An 18380-nucleotide genomic window follows, 5' to 3' on the forward strand; every position below is an offset into this window, starting at 1 on the left:
CCGGGGCGGCCTACGAGCCGCTCCGGGCCTGGGACCAGGCGACGGGGAGGGCGTCGAGGCCGCCGGTCAGCAGGTCCGCCCGCAGCGGCAGCGCGTCGACCGGGCGGTCGAGGCGCAGGTCCGGGAAGCGGGCCGGGAGCGCGGTGAACACGGCCTGCAGCTCGACGCGGGCGAGGCTCGCCCCGATGCAGTAGCGCGGACCGTGGCCGAAGGAGAGGTGGTTGCGGCCGTCGGCGCGCCCCGGCTCGAAGCTCTCGGGTGCGGGGAAGGCCTCCGGGTCCCGGTTCGCCGCGGCCGGGGCGAGGATCACACAGTCGCCGGTCCGGATGGTCACGCCGCCGATCTCGACGTCGGCGTGCGCGTAGCGGGGCAACCCGCTGCCGCCGGGCGCGGCCAGCCGCAGGAGCTCCTCGACGGTGTCCGGCACCAGCGTGGGATCGGCGGCCAGCGCGGCCCAGTGCTCCGGGTGCTGCAGCAGGAGGACGGTGCCGACGTCGATGCGGGTCACCGTGGTCTCATGCCCGGCGAAGAGCAGGGCCGCGGCCAGGGAGGCGCTCTGCCAGTCGTGCTCCGGACCGGAGGCGGCGAGGTCGCTGAGCACGTCCTCGCCCGGTTCCTCGCGCTTGCGCGCCACGAGCCCGTGGACGTACGTGACCAGGGCCTGCAGGGACTGCTGGGCGGCCTCGTGGTCGTCGAGCCGCCCCGCGCCCTCCGACCAGGCACGGAACCGGGTCCGGTCCTCGTACGGCACGCCGAGCAGCTCGCAGATGACGAGGATCGGGACCGGCAGGGCGACGTGTTCGTGCAGGTCGGCGGGCAGTCCGGCGGCGGTGAGTGCGTCGAGCGCCCGCCCGACCAGCTCGTCGACGTGGTCGCGCAGGCGCAGCATGCGCCGGGCGGAGAAGGCCGGGGCGAGCAGGCGGCGCATCAGCGCGTGCTGCTCCCGCTCGGTCTCGGGGTTGCCCATCATCGGGCCGCCCAGGATCGCCGAGCCGGAGACGCGGGAGGCGCGCTCCGGATCGGGGTGCGACCGGCCCAGGCGCGGGTCGGCGAACAACGCCCGGCACTCGGCGTGCCCGGTGACCAGCCACGCCGGGTCTCCGGTCGCGGTGCGCACCGCGCAGACCGGGGTGCGCTCGCGCAGCTCGGCGTAGAGCGGCGCGATGTCCAGCACGCCGGGACGGGCGAAGGGCAGCTGCGGGACGGTGGTGGTCATCGCTCCTCCTCGGAGGCGGGTCGTCAGGCGGGAACGGGGACCGGCGTGCGGCGCAGGGCGGCCCGGCGGCGGGCCGTCCACACCGCGACCGGACCGAGCACGGCGGCCGCGAGCAGCGGCGAGGCGATCATCAGCACCCCCGGTGGGACGAGCAGGGCCAGGACCACGCGCAGGCCCGCCTCGGCGAGCAGCGCGCACCCCCACACGATCGTGATCCCCCGCAGCGCGCGACGGAACCCCGGATCGGCCCAGCGGGCCTCGATCAGCTCCGCGGCGCCGGGCCGGCCGCGCAGGAGCACCACGGGCAGGGGGCGCCGGGCGAGCAGCGAGCCGAGGAAGGCCAGCCCGATCACGCCGGTCACGAGCGACTCCTTGACCAGTAGGAACGTGGCGGTGTGCAGGAGCAGGCCGCCGGCGAGGCTCACGGCGATCGCGCCGAGCGAGAGGACCGCGAGCGCGTCGACCCGCCGCTCCCGTGCGATCCCGATCAGGACGCGGGCCAGCGGGAACAGTGCACCCCACGTCAGCGCGGTCAGGTCGGACGCGCCCAGCGAGGTGAGCACCCAGTACGCGGCGATCGGGGCCACGATCCCGAGCAGCAGGTCCGGGCGGCCCGTCGGACGTCGAAGCATGCCGACCACGCTAGGAACCGGCGGCCCCGCGGGCGTCAACCCGCAGGTGGGACCTCGAACCTCCACCCCCGGGGTGGAGCGGCGGCGCCTGCAACCGCCCGCGAGTCGGGAGTTCCGGCACCGCGAGTCGCGCTGTGGGCTTCCGCGAGTCGCGCTCTCCTGGTCACTGCGTTGCACATGGTCGTGGCCGGCGGGCGGATCGACGGGGAGCGGGAGGGTGAGGACGTGGACCCGCTCGTCGTCGCGGCCGTGCTCGACGAGCCCGCGCAGTCCCGGCTGAACCTTCTGCGCCGCAGGCATTTCCCGCCGGAGCGGAACCATCTCGACGCCCACGTCACGCTGTTCCACGCCCTGCCCGGTGAGCAGGAGCCGGAGGTCGCGGCCGCGCTGGCCACCGCAACCCGGCGCACCCCACCGGAGGTCGTCGTCGGCGAGCCGCGCCTGCTCGGCCGCGGTGTGGCCTTCCGGATCGACGCGCCCGGGCTGCTCGCCCTGCGCGCCGAGCTCGCGCGGACCTTCGATCCCTGGCTGACCGCGCAGGACCGCGGGAAGCGCGAGCTGCACGTGACCGTGCAGAACAAGGTGCCGCCGGATCGGGCCCGGGCCCTCCACGCCGTCCTGGCGAACGACGCGCCCGAGCCCACCGCCGTCGTCGCCCTCGGGCTGTGGCGCTATCTCGGCGGACCGTGGGCCCCGCTCGCGACCTTCCCCCTCGCGCCCTGATCACCAGGAGCTCAGGGGCGGGAACCCTTGATCATCCGACCTCGAGCTCCTGGCTCGACGGCTGGCGCGATCAGCGCACGACCTCCTCGACGAACGCCGTGGCGCGATCGCGCAGGCCGGCGCGTCGCTCGTCGACGGTCAGGCCCGGCGCGGGCCGCAGCGCCGCCGTCGCCTTCTCGACCCGGACGTGATGGCGGCAGCCGAGATCGGCGCAGACATAGGTCCCGACGGTGTTCCCGTTGCGTCCCTTGCCCCCGCGACGGGCGGCGGTGAAGAGGATGGTGCCGCCCGCGCTGTGGGTGGTGCGGCAGAGCGCGCACATCGCCGTCGTGCCCACGGCGTTCGACGCGGCGCGGAGCAGCACCGCGATCGGCTCGTCGGCGCCGGGGACCAGCAGCACGGCTCGGTCCGGGGCCTTCGCGTCCCGCCATCCGACGACGTCGTCGAGCGTGTCGAGGTCGAGCTCGCGGACCTCGGGAGGCAGGGCCAGCCGGCCGGCCTCGCCCTTCGAACAGTTGGTCAGGGCGCGGCGGATGCGGGCGTCGATGGTCATGGTGCGGTCCGTGGTCTCGGGGAGCAGGGCGTGATCACGCTAGGCGCCGGACTCGACCGGGCGCATCCGTATTCCGCGGAAGGCGGGCTCGGCGAAGCGCGACTCGCCGGAGCTCACAGCGCGACTCGCGGGAGCCCAGGGCGCGACTCGCGGGTCAGGTCAGGGGCGTCAGGGCCTCGCGGAGGAGGCGTTGGGCCTCGGTGGGGTTGTCCCAGAACACCATGTGCCCCGCGTCGGGGATCTCGACCAGCGACGCTCCGGGGTTGGTCGCCGCCGCCTCCTTGGCGCCCTCGGCCGTGACGACGAGGGAGTCGGCGCCGTGGAGCAGCGTGGTCGGGGCGGGGACCGACGGCCAGATCTCGAAGAAGTCCTCGCTCTCGAAACCGCGGTGCGTATCCACGACCGCCGTGCGCGAGCAGCTCGACAGCCACCGCGCCCGCAGCTCCTGCTCCCGCCGCGGCCATCGCGGCCAGGACTTCGCGACCTCGTCCGCGTCGGCCCCCCGGACCGCCTCGTCGAGCTGGCCGAGGAAGGCCTCGAGTGTGGTCGGGTAGGAACCCCGGCCGGGGCCGCTCATCGGCGGGTCCACCAGCACGGTGCCGCGCAGCGGGCGTTGCACCGCGGTCGCGGCGGCGATCCGCGCGCCCATCGAGTGCCCGACGACGACCGGGTCGTCGAGCCCGTCGAGCACGGCGAGGGTGTCCGAGGCGTAGTCCGCCAGCGTGTACGAGTCCCCGGAGTCCGACAGCCCGCGCCCGCGGACGTCGAGCACGATCGGCCTCCCCAGGTCGACGAGCTCGCGCGCCACGAAGTCCATCGTGATCGCCGGGCTGGTGATCCCGGGGATGATCACGAGTGGTACCCCGGAGCCGCCGTAGTCGAGCAGGTGCAGCCGCACGGATCCGTTCCGCACCCACCGGGACGTCGCGGGGGCGCCCGCGAGGTCGGCCAGGGCGTCCTGCCGGACCGTGCGGACGTCGGGCCCTGTCACTTGAGTCCTCCCACGTAGGCCAGGGCATCGTCGAGCGAGATCACGTCGCCGTACTTGGCCTGGATGTCGAACAGGTTCGCCTCCGCCGGCCCGGCGGCGCGGTCGCCCACGCACTCCCGCGGCACCAGTACCGGATATCCGGACTGCAGCGCGTCGACGGCGGTGGCCCGCACACATCCGCTGGTCGTGGCGCCGCACACGATCACCGTGTCCACCCGCAGGGACGCCAGCAGCGCCGCGAGCCCGGTGCCGAAGAACGCCGACGCGCCCTTCTTCATTATCAGGTGGTCGGCGTCCGAGTACGGCAGCCGCGCGTCGATCTCCACCGCCTCGGAGCCCACTGCCAGCGCCCGCATCCCGGGCGCCTTGTCCAGCCAGACGACGGTGTCCATCTCCGCGGGCGTGTACCCGATCGTCGTGTAGAGGACCGGGACGTCCGCCGCGGCGGCCTCCGTGACCAGCCGGGACGTCGCGGCGACGACGTCGGTGAGGTCCGCGCCGGTCGGGTAGGCGGGGTCGGTGAAACCCTTGGTCAGGTCCACGACCACGATCGCGGGCCGCTCGCCGCGGCGCACGGGCGCGCCGAAGCCCGCCCGCTCGTAGGTCGCGTCCGTCGATGATCCGTGCACACTCGCCTGTGCCGATGGTTCGCTCACGACGCCCTCCTGTCGAGCCGGTCCTGGAGCGCCGCCCGGCGGCGGGCGGCGCAGTCGTCGATGGCCTCCACGATCGTCTGATAGCCCGTGCAGCGACAGAGGTTGGAGGCGACGACCTCGCGGATCTCCTCGGTCGTGGGCTCCGGCTCCTCGGCGAGGTAGCCCTCGGCCAGCATGAGCATCCCCGGCGTGCAGAAGCCGCACTGCAGGCCGTGGTGCTCGGAGAAGCACCGCTGGAGGTCGTTCAGCTCGCCGTCCGACGAGAGCGACTCCACGGTCCGGATCTCCGCGCCCTCCACCTGCGCCGCGAAGATCAGGCACGCCCGTGCCGGCGCGCCGTCGACCAGCACGGTGCACGCCCCGCAGATCCCGTGCTCGCAGCCGACGTGCGTGCCGGTGAGGCCCAGGTCGTGCCGCAGGACGTCGACGAGCGTGCGGCGCGGCTCGATCGCGAGGTCGTGCCGCTCGCCGTTCACGCTGAGCTCGACCAGCTGGATCATCGGGTGACCTCCAGGGCGCGGAAGACCGCCTCGCGGCGGACGGGGGTGTCGTCGAGCTCGACGCCGGTGTGCCGCAGGGCATCGTTGACGGCGTTGAGCACCGCGGCCGGCGCCCCGATCGTGCCGCCCTCGCCGGCGCCCTTGGCCCCGTTCTCGGTGAACGCGCACGGCGTCTCGAGGTGCTCGATCCGCACGTCCGGGATCTCCATCGCGGTCGGGACCTTGTACTCCATGAAGCTCGGGGCGAGGGGCTGGCCGGCCTCGTCGTACCGGACCTCCTCGAACAGCGCGCCCGCGATGCCCTGCGCGATCCCCCCGCGCGCCTGCCCCTCGACGACCTGGGGATGGATCGCCACCCCGCAGTCCTCGACGCAGACGTACCGCAGGATCTCGACGCCGCCGGTGCCCGGGTCCAGCTCGACGACGCAGCCGTGCGTCGCGTTGGAGAAGGTCCCGTCGCCCCCGACGTCGAAGCTCGCGGTGGCCGCCAGCCCCGGCCCGACGCCCTTGGGCAAGAGGTGGGCCTTCAGGTACGCCACGTCGGCGATCTCCGCGAAGGGCAGCCAGGACGAGCCGACCCGCACCCCGCCGTCCTCCAGCACCGCCGCCTCCGGGTCCCCGGACAGCAGGTGCGCCGCGATCTCCTTCAGCTGGTCGCCGAGCTTCACCGACGCGGCGGCGACCGCGCTGCCGCCGATGGTGATCGACCGCGAGGCGAAGGAGCCCCAGCCGTACGTGATCCGGTCCGTGTCGCCCTGGACGATCTTCACGCGGTCGTACGGGACGCCGAGCCGGTCCGCGACGATCTGCGCCATCGTGGTCTCGTGGCTCTGCCCGTGGGACAGCGTCCCCGTCGTGACGGAGACCGTGCCGTTCAGGTCCATCCGGATCTCGGAGATGTCGAAACCCGGCACGACCTGCATCTTCCGCTGCGCGAAGGCGCCGGAGCCGTACCCGGTCCGCTCGGAGAAGCAGGCGAAGCCGATCCCGATCACCCTGTTCTCGTCTGAACGACGAGAGAACCAGCCCTCCTCGCGCAGCGTCTTCTCGCACAGGTCGAGGGACTCCAGGTAGGAGCCCGGATCGTAGGTGATGTCGTTGACGCCCGTGTACGGGAAGACCGTGATCAGGTTGCGGCGCCGCAGCTCCACGGCGTCGATGCCGAGCGCGCGGGCGGCCTTCTCGAAGACCCGCTCGACGACCATCACGTACTGCGGCCGGCTCACCCCGCGATAGGGCGCGGTGGGTGCCTTGTTCGTGGTGACCGCCCGCCCGCGCACGCGGTACGCCGGCACGCGGTAGACGCCCGGCATCTCGGCCGACGCCATCAGCGGCTCGATCCCCGCCGTGAACGGGTAGCAGGAGTAGGCACCCATGTCACAGACGACGTCGGCGTCCAGACCCAGGATCTCGCCGTCGGCGGAGAAGGCCGCGCGGACGACGTAGCGCTGCTCGCGGGCGAGGAACGCGGCGGTGAGCGCGTCGCGCCGGTCCTCGATCCACTTGACCGGCCTGCGCAGGCGCAGCGCAGCGGCCGCGGCGGCGATCTCCTCGCGCCCGACCACGCACTTCTGCCCGAAGCCGCCGCCCATGTCCGGCACGGTGACCCGGACCTGCTTCTCGTCCAGCCCGACACACCGCGCCAGCACGGTGCGCACCTGGTGGGGGACCTGCGAGCAGGTCTGCACGCGCAGCTGCTCGTCGCGGTCGTCCCAGTCGGCGACGACGCCGCGGGTCTCGAGCGGGAGCGCGTTCTGCCTGCCGGTCTTCGTGCGCACCTCGACCACGGTGTGGGCCTCGGCGAAGACGTCGTCGATGCCCTCGGTGGCGAAGAGCGACACGTCGACGAGCGTGTTGCGCGGGGCCTCCGCGTGCACCAGCGGGGCGCCCTCCGCCAGGGCCCCGAGGTCGCTCACCACGGGCTCGAGCGGCGCGTACTCCACGACGGCCGCCTCGACGCCGTCCTCGGCCGCGTACGGGTCCTTCGCGACGACGACCGCCACGGGCTCGCCGACGTACCGCACCTTGTCGCGGGCGAGGACCGGCATGGCGGTCGGCACGAACTCGTGCGCCGGGCGGTCGAGCAGCGCGGTGATGTCCGCCAGGTCGAGATCCGCGGCGGTGTACGCGGCGACCACGCCCGGCACCGCGTGAACCTCGTCGAGGTCGACGGCCAGCAGCTCGGCGTGCGCCTCGGTGCTGCGGACGAACTGAGCGTGCAGCATGCCGGGCAGGGCGATGTCGTCGACGAACCGGCCGCGGCCGGCCAGCAGCCGCGGGTCCTCGCGGCGGGGCACGGAGGCGCCGACCCAGGCACCGTCGCGTCGGAACCTCGGTTCAACCACGGGCAGCCTCCTCGTAGGCGCGCTCGACGAGCGTGCGGACCAGCCCCCGCCGGTAGTGCGCGCTGATCCCGGGCTCGTCCCGCAGCTCCAGGGAGTCCGCGGCGGCCGCCGCCCGTGCGCGGACGGTAGTGCCCGTATACGACTCGCCGCGCACGACCGCCGGGACGGGACCCACCCCGCCGAGCACGATCCGGTCCGTGTCCAGGTCGACCGCTGCAGCCACCAGGGCGAAGTCGCCCTTGCGGTCGGCGTACTCGGTCAGCGCCGCGCGGGGGGCCGGGCGCGGGAACACGAGCTCGACGATCAGCTCGTCGGGCTCCAGGGCGGTGGTGAAGGGGCCCAGGAAGAACTCCTCGGCCGAGATCTCCCGACGCCCGGAGGGTCCCTCGACGAGGATCCGGGCCTCGAGCAGGACGGCGAGCAGGCACCACTCGGCGGTGGCGTCGGCGTGCGCGATGCTGCCGCCGACCGTGCCGCGGGTGCGGATCGGCAGGTGGCCCACCCAGCGCATCGCCCGGGACAGTACGGCGAAGTCCCCGAGATCGGCCTTCTCGACGGCCCGGTGCGTGGTGAGGGCACCGATCCGCAGGGTGTCGCCCTCCCGCCGGATCCCGGCGAGCCCGTCGATGTGCGTGATGTCGACCAGGTGCTCGGGGCGGGCCAGCCGGAAGTTCATCATCGCGACGAGGCTCTGGCCCCCGGCGACGATCTTGGCCTCGTCGCCGAGCTCGGTGAGGAGCCCCACCGCGCCCGACACGGAGCGGGCGCGGTGGTACTCGAAGGCGGCGGGCTTCACGACCGGACGGCTCCCGCGGACGGGGCGGGCGCCTCGACCCCGGTGACCTCCTCGGTGCCGGTGATCCGGTCGAGCTCGCGCCCCTTGGTCTCCGGCGCGCCGAGCGCCATGTAGAGCACGGCGCCGAGCACCACGACCGCCATCAGCGCGAACGTCAGTGGCAGGCCCAGGACCGGCCAGAGCACGCTGCCGAAGATCAGCGGCACGAAGCCGGTGACCGCCCGGCTCATCGACGAGGCCCAGCCGAAGCCGCTGGCCCGCAGCTCGGTCGGGTACAGCTCGGAGACGTAGGCGTACATGACCGGGATGACCACCAGGGCGAAGAAGCCGAACACCCCGATCATCACGATGGCGGCCGTCGACGAGCCCAGGACCAGCGAGAAGACCAGCAGCGCAACGGCGGCGAGCGGGGCGGCGACGCCGATGACCCACTTGCGGCCGACCACCTCGACGAGCAGCACGGACGTGACCACACCCAGGATGCCGACCGCGTTCATGACGGTCGTCGAGCCGAAGGCCGCGACCTCGCCCATGCCCTGCGCCCGCAGGATCGACGGCATCCAGGACAGGGCGGCGTAGTAGACGACCATCACCGAGATGAACAGCGCCCAGGCCACGCCGGTGACGACCGGGTTGTGGGCCCACACCAGGCGGAGCTGGTCGATCGCGGCGGACAGGCCCTTCTTGCGCGACGCGGCGGCCTCGGGAACGACGGCCGGGATCGCGTAGGGCTCGGGCGTGGCGCCGGTCCGGCGGACCATGTCGTCGATCACCTCGCGGGCCTCGGCCTCGCGGCCGGTACGGGCCAGGTAGATCGGCGACTCGGGTACCCCGCGGCGGATCCAGAACAGCAGGATCGCGGGCAGCACCATCAGCGCGAGCATCCAGCGCCAGTTCCCGCCGACCGGCACCAGGAAGGTGGCGGTGAGGCCGGCGAGCGTGGTGCCGACCGGCCACCAGCCGTCCATCGCGGCCAGCACCCGGCCGCGCTGCTTCATCGGGGAGAACTCGCTGACGATCGCGTAGTCGACGGGGATGCAGCCGCCCAGGCCGACACCGGCCAGGAAGCGCAGCACCAGGAACATCTCCCAGCTCGGCGACAGCGCACCCAGCACGGAGAACAGCGCGAAGATCATGAGGGTGATCGAGAAGGCCTTCTTGCGGCCCATCCGGTCGGCGATCGTGCCCCAGGCGATCGCACCGACCGCCATGCCGACGAGGTTGGCCGTCGCGACGAGGCCGCGCTGGCCGGTGGAGAGCCCGAACTCGCTGCCGAGCAGCGGGGTGAGGAAGCCGTTCAGGGCGACGTCCCAGGCGTCGAACATGTACCCGAGGCCGCCGATGACGAAGATCCTGCCCTGCACCCCCCATCTCCAGGGGAGGGACTGCACGACCTGGTCGCCGGTACGCATGTGTGCTCCGTGGGGGGTGTCAGCGTGCGAACGGATAGGAGTGGGACTCGGTGTCCGGGTCGTTCAGGGGCGAACCGCCCCAGAGCCAGTCGTAGGAGACGTCGGACTCGCCGCGGAAGTCCGACAGCAGCGCGTCGCGCTCGCGCTGCTCGGGGCCGTCGGGCAGATGGTAGAACCGCATGTTCTCCAGGGAGGCGTCCTGGACCATGCCGGCGTGCGTGGCCCGGCGGGCGACGTAGCGGATCAGCGCCGCGTCGATGCCGTCGCGGGTGACGCCGCCGAGCTCCTCGGCCAGGACGGCCGCGTCCTCCATGGCCTGCGACGCGCCCTGGGCCTGGTAGGGCAGCATCGCGTGGCAGGCGTCGCCGAGCAGCGCGACCCGGCCGTCGACCCACACCGGGTCGCGACGGCGGCGGAACAGCGCCCACTTCGACGCGTCCCCCTCGGCCTTGGACAGCATGGCCGCGACCCGGTCGTCCCAGCCGGGGAACGCGTCGACCAGCTCGTCCGCCGTCGCCGGGAGCGTCCAGGCGTCGGTGGTGTCGAGCGTGTTCGGGACGACCGCGACCACGTTGAGAGCCTCCCCGCCGCGGACGAAGTAGTGCACGAGGTGCCGGTCGGGCCCGTACCAGATCGTGGAGTGGAAGCGGTCGAGCAGGAAGCGGGTCGCGGGGTCGGCCGCGATCTTGTCGCCGGGGATCAACGCGCGGTAGCACATCTCCCCGGAGAAGACGAGCGTGTCGTCGAAGCCGGCGGCGTCGCGGACCCGCGAGCGGATGCCGTCGGCGCCGACCAGGACGTCGCCCGCGAAGCGCCGGCCGTCCGTCGTGACGGCGACCGGGCGCGCGGGGTCGGAGCGGTCCAGCTCGGCGACGGAGGAGTCGGTGTGAACCTCGGTCACCGGCCCCGGGCCGTCGGGGTCGAGGCAGGCGTCGAGCAGGATCCGGTGCAGGTCGGCGCGGTGGTAGTGCCAGTACGGGGCGCCGTACTCGCGCACCACCCGCTCACCCAGCGGCAGCGAGGCGATGATGCCGCCGTCCTGCCACCGCCTCCGCACCTGGTCGGTGGGTGCGGTCCGGATGGCCTGCATCTCCTTCCGCAGGCCGAGCCCGAAGAGGATACGGCTGGCGTTGGGGGCGGTCTGGATGCCCGCGCCCACCTCGCCGAGCTGGGCCGCCTGCTCGAGGACGACCGTGCGCAGCCCCCGTCGGCGTAGGGCGAGCGCGGTGGTGAGACCACCGAGCCCGCCGCCGACGACGGTGACCGTGAACGACTGGCTGGCCACGTGCCCCTCCCGGGATAGATCCACTCTGGACGGTGCGCCGTCCCCGCCGGTGCTGCCGCGATCCGGCAGCTCAGAGCGGTGGTGTGTACCGCCCGACGGAGATAATCCGAACACTGACGATCCGAGAACGCAAGGGGTGGCGCGAGCTGTAACGCGTCAGAAACTCCGGAACGCCGGCCGGCAACACCCGCGTCCGGCGCCCCGACCTGCCCGTGACCTGCGCCACTGGGCTCGCTGCCGGATCTCGCGACTCGCGGAAGCTCAGCCCCCGACTCGGGGGAGCCCAGACCCCGACTCGCGGGAGCCCAGACCCCGACTCGCGGGAGCTCAGGCCCCGACTCGCGGGAGCTCAGGCCCCGACTCGCCGGAGCCCAGACCCCGGCTCGTGGGGGAGGACCCGCCCGGGTCGGGCCGTGGTCAGTCGTCGACCAGGGACTCCCAGTGCTGGGCGATGCCGTTGAGCCGGGCGAGGAGGGCGGTCTCGTCGTCGCGCCCGATGCCGCGCATGAGCAGCGTGTCGAGCGCGCGGGCCTTCTCGTAGGCCTGCGCCAGAGTGGTCGAGCCCGCCTCGGTGAGGTGCAGCAGCCGCTTGCGCCCGTCCTCGGCCGGGGTGACCCGGGTGATCAGCCCGCGGTCCTCCAGCCGGCGCACGATGCTGGCCATCGTGGACCGGTCGAGCGCGACGGCGCGGGCCAGGGAGCCCTGCTCGACGCCGGGATAGGCGTCGACCGCGGTCAGGACCGCGAACTGCGGACCCGTCAGCAGCGGGTCCACGTAGCGCTGCCAGGCGGCGGTGTAGGCGTGGTGCAGCCGCCGGGCGACGTACCCGGGGGCGGCGAGGAGGGCCTCCGGAGCCGGGAGCTGTTCCGGGCCGGCCTGTGCGCGCTCGTCACCCACGGCCCCCATTCGACCACGTGCCGTGCGAGGACCGTCGACCGCCCCGAACCGGCTCTTCCGGCCGTTCCGGGAATCGAGGCCGAATGCGGAGAAAGGGGATTCCGGCCCGGCGGCACCGTTTTCCCGCGCGTAGCGTCCGCGCCGGGCCCGGGGGCGCGGTGGAAAGGGACGGCATGTTCGGTCGGTCGGGATCGCCACACACTCCGCTCACGGCGGACCAGCGCAATTCCTTCGTCGCCGCCCTGCTGGGCTGGACGATGGACGCGTTCGACTACTTCATCGTGGTCCTCGTCTACGCGGACATCGCGAAGGAGTTCCACGTCTCGCTGACGACGATGGCGTTCCTGACGACGGCGACGCTGATCATGCGGCCGGTCGGCGCGATCATCTTCGGGCTCTGGGCGGACCGGCACGGCCGGCGCATCCCGCTGCTGGTCGACGTCAGCTTCTACTCGGTCGTCGGGTTCCTGTGCGCGTTCTCGCCGAACTTCACCGTGCTGCTGGTCCTGCGCCTGCTCTACGGCATCGGGATGGGCGGTGAGTGGGGGCTCGGCGCGGCCCTGGCCATGGAGAAGATCCCCGCGAACCGGCGCGGCTTCTTCTCGGGCGTGCTCCAGCAGGGCTACTCGCTGGGCTACCTGCTCGCGTCGCTGGCCTCGCTCGTCGTGCTGTCGTGGTGGAACCTGGGCTGGCGCTGGCTCTTCGCGCTGTCGGTGCTCCCGGCCCTGCTCAGCCTGCTGATCCGCACCCGGGTCAAGGAGTCCGAGGTCTGGGAGGAGACCCGGGAGCGGATGCGGGTCACGCAGTCGTCGCTGCGCGACGTGTTCCTCAATCCCGCGGTGCTGCGCCGCTTCGTCTACCTGATCCTGCTGATGACCGCCTTCAACTGGATGAGCCACGGCACGCAGGATCTCTACCCGACCTTCCTCAAGGCCCACGACAATGGCGGTGCCGCGCTGTCGGAGACCACGGCCACGTGGATCGCCGTGCTCTACACGGTCGGCGCCACCATCGGCGGGGTGGTCTTCGGATCGCTGTCCGAGCGCTTCGGCCGCCGGTACACGATCGTCTTCTGCGCGGTCCTCGGCCTGCCGATCGCCCCGCTCTTCGCGCTGGCGCCGACGGCCGGCTGGCTCGCGCTCGGTGCCTTCCTCATGCAGGTCGTGGTGCAGGGTGCCTGGGGCGTGATCCCGGCACACCTCACGGAGATGTCGCCGGACACCATCCGCGGGTTCTACCCCGGCGTCACCTACCAGCTCGGCAACTGCCTCGCGGCCTTCAACCTGCCCATCCAGCAGTCCCTCGCGGCCTCGCACGGCTATCCGTTCGCGCTGCTCTGGACGATCGTGCCGGTCCTCGTCGCGGTCTCCCTCCTGACGCTGCTCGGCAAGGAGGCCAAGGGCATCGAGTTCGGTGGCCGACTGGGCACCTCCCGCACGGAGGCCACCGCCCGCTGAGCCCGGGCGCGCACTGTCCCGGACCGGGGCGGGTGTGCGGAGCCGGCCTCACGAGGACCGTTCGACCCGGGGCACGGTGTCGGCGGCCGTGGCCCGCACGCCGGTCGGACCCCGCCCGCCGACGAGGGCGGAGTAGTCGTAGCCGGTCTCGGCGTGCTCGGCCTCGTCGACGCCGGCCGCCTCGGCCTCCGCGTCGACCCGGAAGCCGATGGTGGCCTTGATGACCAGCCCGAGGACCGTCGCGACGACGAACGAGTAGAGCAGCACCGAGCCCGCCGCGAGGGCCTGCCGGCCGAGCTGGAGGAATCCGCCGCCGTAGAACAGGCCGTTGGTGCCCAGGGCGGCCGGGTTGACGTCGTTGTCCCCGAAGAAGCCGATCAGCAGGGTGCCGACCAGGCCGCCGACCAGGTGGACGCCGACGACGTCGAGCGAGTCGTCGACACCGAACCGGAACTTCAGGCCGACGGCCAGGGCGCACAGCGCGCCCGCGACCAGCCCGATCGCCAGCGCCCCCATCGGCGCGACGTACCCGCAGGCCGGGGTGATGGCGACCAGGCCGGCGACGGCGCCGGACGCGGCGCCGAGGGTCGTCGGTGTGCCGTCCCGGATCTGCTCGACGAGCAGCCACCCGAGCAGCGCGGTGCAGGTCGCGAGGGTGGTGTTGGTGAACGCGACACCGGCGAGGTCGCTCGCGCCGAGCGCGGAGCCCGCGTTGAAGCCGTACCAGCCGAACCACAGCAGGCTCGCGCCGAGCAGCACGAACGGCAGGCTGTGCGGGCGCATCCGTTCGCGCGGCCAGCCCTTGCGCCGGCCGAGCACGATCGCGAGTGCCAGCCCGGCGGCACCGGCGTTGATGTGGACCGCGGTGCCGCCGGCGAAGTCCTCGGCCTTGAGGGTGTTGGCGATCCAGCCGCCGACGTTGTCCGGGCCGGTGAACCCGTCGAACGCGAACACCCAGTGCGCCACGGGGAAGTAGCAGAGGGTGGCCCAGCCGGCGACGAAGAGCGTCCACGACCAGAACTTCGTGCGGTCCGCGACGGCACCGGAGATCAGGGCGGGCGTGATGACCGCGAACATCAGCTGGAACATCACGAACGCGAGTGCGGGCAGGGCGTCGGAGCCGGGCCACGGCGTCGTGGCCGAGGCGACGCCGACGACGTGCCCGATGGTGTTCGCCAGGCCCGCGAACTCGCCGTCGCCGACGAGACCGCCGAACTCGTCGTTCCCGAACGCCCAGCTGTAGCCGAACAGTGCCCACAGCACGCCGACCACGGCGAGGCAGACGACGTTCATCATCAGCATGTTGAGCACGTTCTTGCTGCGCACCATGCCGCCGTAGAAGAAGGCCAGGCCCGGCGTCATGAGCATGACGAGTGCCGCGCTCGCGAGCACCCAGGCGGTGTCCCCGGTGTTGACCACTCCTGCCTCCGCTCCTCGTCGACCGGCCGGAGCGGAAATGCTTCGCGGGATCTGTTTCCGACGGGGCGTCACCACGGTTTCCGGGCGGTGAACGGGCCTCGCGAAAAGAATTTCGGGGACGATTCACGCCCCGGCATCGGGGACGTAGCGGAAGAACAGTGCGAACGCAGGTGCGCTGGTTTCCGAGAATAGTCGATCTCTCCCGCGCCGTGTCCCTGCGGTGCCGCCCGTCACGTCCCCGTCGCACCGGGGTGCCGGTCGGCCGAACGTTCCACAGATCGTTGACGCTCAGCCTCAGCGTTGTAGAGTGTTGGGTGCCACCGCACGAGGTATCCCTTCCCGACCTGGCAGCGACGACAGGAGGCCCCGGAATGAGCGACCCGTCCGATCCGGCCGGCGAGGAACAGGTTCCCGAGGTCTCCTTCGCCACGTCCCCGGAGCAGTACCGGCACTGGACCCTCGACGTCGACGGCGAGGTCGCCACGCTGACCCTCGACGTCGACGAGACGGCGGGCATCGTGCCGGGCTACGAGCTGAAGATGAACTCGTACGACCTGGGCGTGGACATCGAGCTCTACGACGCCACGCAGCGGCTGCGCTTCGAGCACCCCGGCGTGCGCGCGGTGGTGGTGACCAGCGCGAAGGACAAGAACTTCTGTGCGGGCGCGAACATCCGGATGCTCGCGCAGTCGAGCCACCCGTGGAAGGTGAACTTCTGCAAGTTCACCAACGAGACGCGCAACGGGATCGAGGACGCAGGAGAGAACTCGGGTCAGACCTGGATCGCGGCGGTCAACGGCACCGCGGCCGGCGGTGGCTACGAGGTCGCCCTGGCCTGCGAGCAGATCCTGCTGATCGACGACAACTCCTCGGCGGTGTCGCTGCCGGAGGTCCCGCTGCTGGGCGTGCTGCCCGGCACCGGCGGGCTGACCCGGGTCACGGACAAGCGCAAGGTGCGCAAGGACCGGGCGGACGTGTTCGCCACCCGCGCCGAGGGGATCCGCGGCAAGCAGGCCGTGGAGTGGAAGCTCGTCGACGAGACGATCCCGAAGCGGGTCTGGGCCGAGACGGTCGCCGAGCGGGCGAAGGAGGCCGCGGCCAGGTCGTCGCGGCCCACCGACGCCCAGGGCGTCGCGCTGCCGCCGCTGGAGCCGGCGGTGACGGCGGACGGGATCACGTACCGGCACGTCAAGGCCGAGTTCGACCGCAACCTGGGCCTGGTGGAGATCACCGTGTCCGGCCCGGACGGCGGGGTGCCGGAGTCCCTGGAGCGGGTGCACGAGCTGGGCGAGGCGTTCTGGCCGCTGGCCATGACCCGGGAGCTCGACGACCTGATCCTGCGGCTGCGCGCCAACGAGCTCGAGCTGGGCACCTGGGTGATCCGGACGCGGGGTGAGGTCGAGGACGCGCTGGCCTTCGAGCGGCTCATCGCGGAGCACTCGCGCGACGACTGGCTGGTCAACGAGATCCGGCACTACTTCAAGCGGGTGCTCAAGCGGCTCGACGTGACCTCCCGGTCGTTGATCGCGCTGATCGAGCCCGGGTCCTGCTTCGCCGGCGCGCTGCTGGAGCTGGCGCTGGCCTGCGACCGGCAGTACATGCTCGACGGCACGCTGGACGAGGACGACCCGAACGGTCCAGGGCAGGGCGACGAGGCCCAGATCATGTTGTCCGCCAGCAACTTCGGGACCTTCCCGATGGGCAACGGCCTCTCCCGGCTCGCCAGCAGGTTCTGGGGGGACGCGGACCACGTCGCCAAGCTGCGGCAGGAGACCGACCGGCGGATCGAGGCCCGCGAGGCCCTCGAGCTGGGCCTGGTCACCGACGCCCCGGACGACATCGACTGGGAGGACGAGATCCGGATCATGCTGGAGGAGCGGGCGTCGCTGTCCCCGGACGCGCTGACCGGCATGGAGGCCAACCACCGGTTCGTCGGCCCGGAGACGATGGAGACGCGGATCTTCGGGCGGCTGACCGCCTGGCAGAACTGGATCTTCGTGCGGCCCAACGCCTCCGGTCCGGAGGGGGCGTTGCGCCGGTACGGCACGGGACGCAAGGCGGAGTTCGACAGGAAGCGGGTCTGAGTCAATGTCGATCGACTACAGCGAGAAGATCCCCAACAACGTCGACCTCGCGGGCGACCGGAAGCTCCAGCGGGCGCTGGAGTCCTGGCAGCCCAACTTCCTCAACTGGTGGAAGACGATGGGCCCGGCGGTCCCGACGCAGGACGTCTACCTGCGCACGGCGGTCGACGTCGGCAAGGAGGGCTGGGCTCAGTTCGGGCACGTCGCCATGGAGGAGTACCGGTGGGGCGTGTTCCTCGCCGAGCGCGGCGACGACCGGCGGATCGCCTTCGGCGAGCAGAAGGGCGAGCCGGTCTGGCAGCAGGTGCCCGGTGAGTACCGGTCCGACCTGCAGCGGCTGATCGTGATCCAGGGCGACACCGAGCCGGCCTCGGTGGAGCAGCAGCGCCGGCTGGGGGAGACCGCGCCCTCGCTGTACGACCTGCGCAACCTGTTCCAGGTCAACGTGGAGGAGGGCCGCCACCTCTGGGCGATGGTGTACCTGCTGCACGCCTACTTCGGCCGCAACGGCCGCGAGGAGGCCGAGGCGCTGCTGCAGCGCAACTCCGGTGACCTGGACTCCCCGCGGATCCTCGGGGCGTTCAACGAGGAGACGCCGGACTGGCTGTCCTTCTACATGTTCACCTACTTCACCGACCGGGACGGGAAGTACCAGCTCGGCACGCTGAAGGAGTCCGCATTCGACCCGCTCTCGCGCACGTGCGAGTTCATGTTGAAGGAGGAGGCGCACCACATGTTCGTGGGCACCACCGGGATCGACCGGGTGGTCACGCGGACCTGCGAGCTGATGCACGAGCACGACACCGCCGACATCGCCCCGCACGGCGGCATCCCGCTCGACGTGATCCAGAAGTACATCAACTTCCACTACTCGGTGTCGCTGGACCTGTTCGGCTCCGAGCAGTCCACGAACGCGGCCAACTACTTCACCGCCGGGCTCAAGGGCCGCTGGCAGGAGGAGCGCCGCAAGGACGACCACCGGCTCACCGAGGACGCCTTCACCATCGACACGGTCAAGGACGGGCGGATGAGCACCGACGAGGTGTCGGCGCTGCTGGCGCTCAACCTCGACCTGCGCAACGAGTACGTCAAGGACTGCCAGTCCGGCCTCAAGCGCTGGAACCGCATCCTGGCCAAGAACGGCTTCGACGAGTCGCTGTACCTGCCGCACGTCGGTTTCAACCGGCAGGTCGGGCTGTTCTCCGAGCACAACGTCACGCCCTCGGGCGAGGTGGTCGGCGAGGACGCGTGGAAGGCCAAGGAGGACTCCTGGCTGCCCAGCGCCGGCGACAAGGCGCACGTGCAGAACCTGATGCGCCCGGTCTACGAGCCCGGCAAGATCGCCGGCTGGATCGCCCCGCCGACCAACGGCATCAACGGCCAGCCCTTCGAGTACGAGTACGTCCACTTCTGA

16 protein-coding genes are annotated in these 18380 nt (G+C 72.2%); 4 read left to right on the forward strand and 12 right to left on the reverse strand.

Features of this window, described 5'->3' with window-relative positions; all coding sequences use genetic code 11:
* Positions 1-10 precede the first annotated feature (10 nt).
* Together LWC33_RS03025 and LWC33_RS03030 are read right to left on the reverse strand one after the other, a co-directional pair.
* Entirely contained in the window at positions 11-1216 is a 1206-nt protein-coding gene (locus LWC33_RS03025) for a cytochrome P450 (protein WP_233302639.1), read from the reverse strand.
* 23 nt (positions 1217-1239) lie between these two features.
* Positions 1240-1848, reverse strand: a complete 609-nt coding sequence (locus LWC33_RS03030; RefSeq protein WP_233302640.1) for a VC0807 family protein — start codon at positions 1846-1848, stop codon at positions 1240-1242.
* Positions 1849-2025: 177 nt separating this feature from the next.
* Between LWC33_RS03030 and LWC33_RS03035 the strand changes: the two genes are divergently transcribed.
* Positions 2026-2571 (forward strand): 2'-5' RNA ligase family protein, encoded by a 546-nt coding sequence (locus LWC33_RS03035; RefSeq protein ID WP_233302641.1) that lies wholly within the window; start codon positions 2026-2028, stop codon positions 2569-2571.
* Between the two features lie 70 nt (positions 2572-2641).
* On the opposite strand, the gene LWC33_RS03040 is transcribed toward LWC33_RS03035, so the two are convergent.
* From LWC33_RS03040 to LWC33_RS03080, 9 genes are all read right to left on the reverse strand, one after another.
* Positions 2642-3124, reverse strand: a complete 483-nt coding sequence (locus tag LWC33_RS03040; RefSeq protein ID WP_233302642.1) for an FBP domain-containing protein — start codon at positions 3122-3124, stop codon at positions 2642-2644.
* 154 nt (positions 3125-3278) lie between these two features.
* A complete protein-coding gene (locus LWC33_RS03045; protein ID WP_233302643.1) occupies positions 3279-4115 on the reverse strand; it encodes an alpha/beta fold hydrolase in 837 nt (278 codons plus the stop codon).
* Positions 4112-4771 carry an isochorismatase family protein gene (locus tag LWC33_RS03050; protein ID WP_233302644.1) on the reverse strand — a complete coding sequence of 220 codons (660 nt, stop codon included), beginning with the start codon at positions 4769-4771 and terminating at the stop codon, positions 4112-4114. Before LWC33_RS03050 ends, LWC33_RS03045 begins: the two co-directional genes overlap by 4 nt.
* On the reverse strand, positions 4768-5271 hold the full coding sequence (locus LWC33_RS03055) for a (2Fe-2S)-binding protein (RefSeq protein WP_233302645.1): 504 nt from the start codon (positions 5269-5271) through the stop codon (positions 4768-4770). Before LWC33_RS03055 ends, LWC33_RS03050 begins: the two co-directional genes overlap by 4 nt.
* Positions 5268-7616 (reverse strand): xanthine dehydrogenase family protein molybdopterin-binding subunit, encoded by a 2349-nt coding sequence (locus LWC33_RS03060; RefSeq protein WP_233302646.1) that lies wholly within the window; start codon positions 7614-7616, stop codon positions 5268-5270. The genes LWC33_RS03055 and LWC33_RS03060 overlap by 4 nt, the downstream gene beginning before the upstream one ends.
* Positions 7609-8412, reverse strand: a complete 804-nt coding sequence (locus LWC33_RS03065; protein WP_233302647.1) for an FAD binding domain-containing protein — start codon at positions 8410-8412, stop codon at positions 7609-7611. The genes LWC33_RS03060 and LWC33_RS03065 overlap by 8 nt, the downstream gene beginning before the upstream one ends.
* Complete coding sequence (locus tag LWC33_RS03070; RefSeq protein ID WP_233302648.1) at positions 8409-9824, reverse strand: MFS transporter; 1416 nt, start codon at positions 9822-9824, stop codon at positions 8409-8411. Before LWC33_RS03070 ends, LWC33_RS03065 begins: the two co-directional genes overlap by 4 nt.
* Positions 9825-9843: 19 nt before the next feature.
* Complete coding sequence (locus LWC33_RS03075; protein ID WP_233302649.1) at positions 9844-11109, reverse strand: FAD-dependent monooxygenase; 1266 nt, start codon at positions 11107-11109, stop codon at positions 9844-9846.
* A gap of 417 nt (positions 11110-11526) precedes the next feature.
* Complete coding sequence (locus LWC33_RS03080) at positions 11527-12015, reverse strand: MarR family winged helix-turn-helix transcriptional regulator (protein ID WP_233302650.1); 489 nt, start codon at positions 12013-12015, stop codon at positions 11527-11529.
* A gap of 164 nt (positions 12016-12179) precedes the next feature.
* Here LWC33_RS03080 and LWC33_RS03085 point away from each other — a divergent pair, with 164 nt between their 5' ends.
* A complete protein-coding gene (locus LWC33_RS03085) occupies positions 12180-13463 on the forward strand; it encodes an MFS transporter (protein WP_233302651.1) in 1284 nt (427 codons plus the stop codon).
* A gap of 48 nt (positions 13464-13511) precedes the next feature.
* Here LWC33_RS03085 and LWC33_RS03090 read toward each other — a convergent pair whose 3' ends face one another.
* A complete protein-coding gene (locus LWC33_RS03090; RefSeq protein WP_233302652.1) occupies positions 13512-14882 on the reverse strand; it encodes an ammonium transporter in 1371 nt (456 codons plus the stop codon).
* A gap of 371 nt (positions 14883-15253) precedes the next feature.
* Here LWC33_RS03090 and boxC point away from each other — a divergent pair, with 371 nt between their 5' ends.
* Both boxC and boxB read left to right on the forward strand, forming a co-directional pair.
* A complete protein-coding gene (gene boxC / locus LWC33_RS03095; protein WP_233302653.1) occupies positions 15254-16966 on the forward strand; it encodes a 2,3-epoxybenzoyl-CoA dihydrolase in 1713 nt (570 codons plus the stop codon).
* A gap of 4 nt (positions 16967-16970) precedes the next feature.
* On the forward strand, positions 16971-18380 hold the full coding sequence (gene boxB, locus LWC33_RS03100; protein WP_233302654.1) for a benzoyl-CoA 2,3-epoxidase subunit BoxB: 1410 nt from the start codon (positions 16971-16973) through the stop codon (positions 18378-18380).

The sequence above is a fragment of the Pseudonocardia terrae genome, from assembly GCF_021343995.1.
GTDB classification, from domain to species: domain Bacteria; phylum Actinomycetota; class Actinomycetes; order Mycobacteriales; family Pseudonocardiaceae; genus Pseudonocardia; species Pseudonocardia terrae.

Excerpts from the sequence above, each read along its gene's own strand:
- boxB (WP_233302654.1), top strand. The coding sequence starts at position 16,971 with ATGTCGATCGACTACAGCGAGAAGATCCCCAACAACGTCGACCTCGCG.
- LWC33_RS03055 (WP_233302645.1), bottom strand. The coding sequence starts at position 5,271 with ATGATCCAGCTGGTCGAGCTCAGCGTGAACGGCGAGCGGCACGACCTC.
- LWC33_RS03080 (WP_233302650.1), bottom strand. The coding sequence starts at position 12,015 with ATGGGGGCCGTGGGTGACGAGCGCGCACAGGCCGGCCCGGAACAGCTC.
- LWC33_RS03085 (WP_233302651.1), top strand. The coding sequence starts at position 12,180 with ATGTTCGGTCGGTCGGGATCGCCACACACTCCGCTCACGGCGGACCAG.
- LWC33_RS03025 (WP_233302639.1), bottom strand. The coding sequence starts at position 1,216 with ATGACCACCACCGTCCCGCAGCTGCCCTTCGCCCGTCCCGGCGTGCTG.
- boxC (WP_233302653.1), top strand. The coding sequence starts at position 15,254 with ATGAGCGACCCGTCCGATCCGGCCGGCGAGGAACAGGTTCCCGAGGTC.
- LWC33_RS03030 (WP_233302640.1), bottom strand. The coding sequence starts at position 1,848 with ATGCTTCGACGTCCGACGGGCCGCCCGGACCTGCTGCTCGGGATCGTG.
- LWC33_RS03070 (WP_233302648.1), bottom strand. The coding sequence starts at position 9,824 with ATGCGTACCGGCGACCAGGTCGTGCAGTCCCTCCCCTGGAGATGGGGG.
- LWC33_RS03040 (WP_233302642.1), bottom strand. The coding sequence starts at position 3,124 with ATGACCATCGACGCCCGCATCCGCCGCGCCCTGACCAACTGTTCGAAG.
- LWC33_RS03035 (WP_233302641.1), top strand. The coding sequence starts at position 2,026 with ATGGTCGTGGCCGGCGGGCGGATCGACGGGGAGCGGGAGGGTGAGGAC.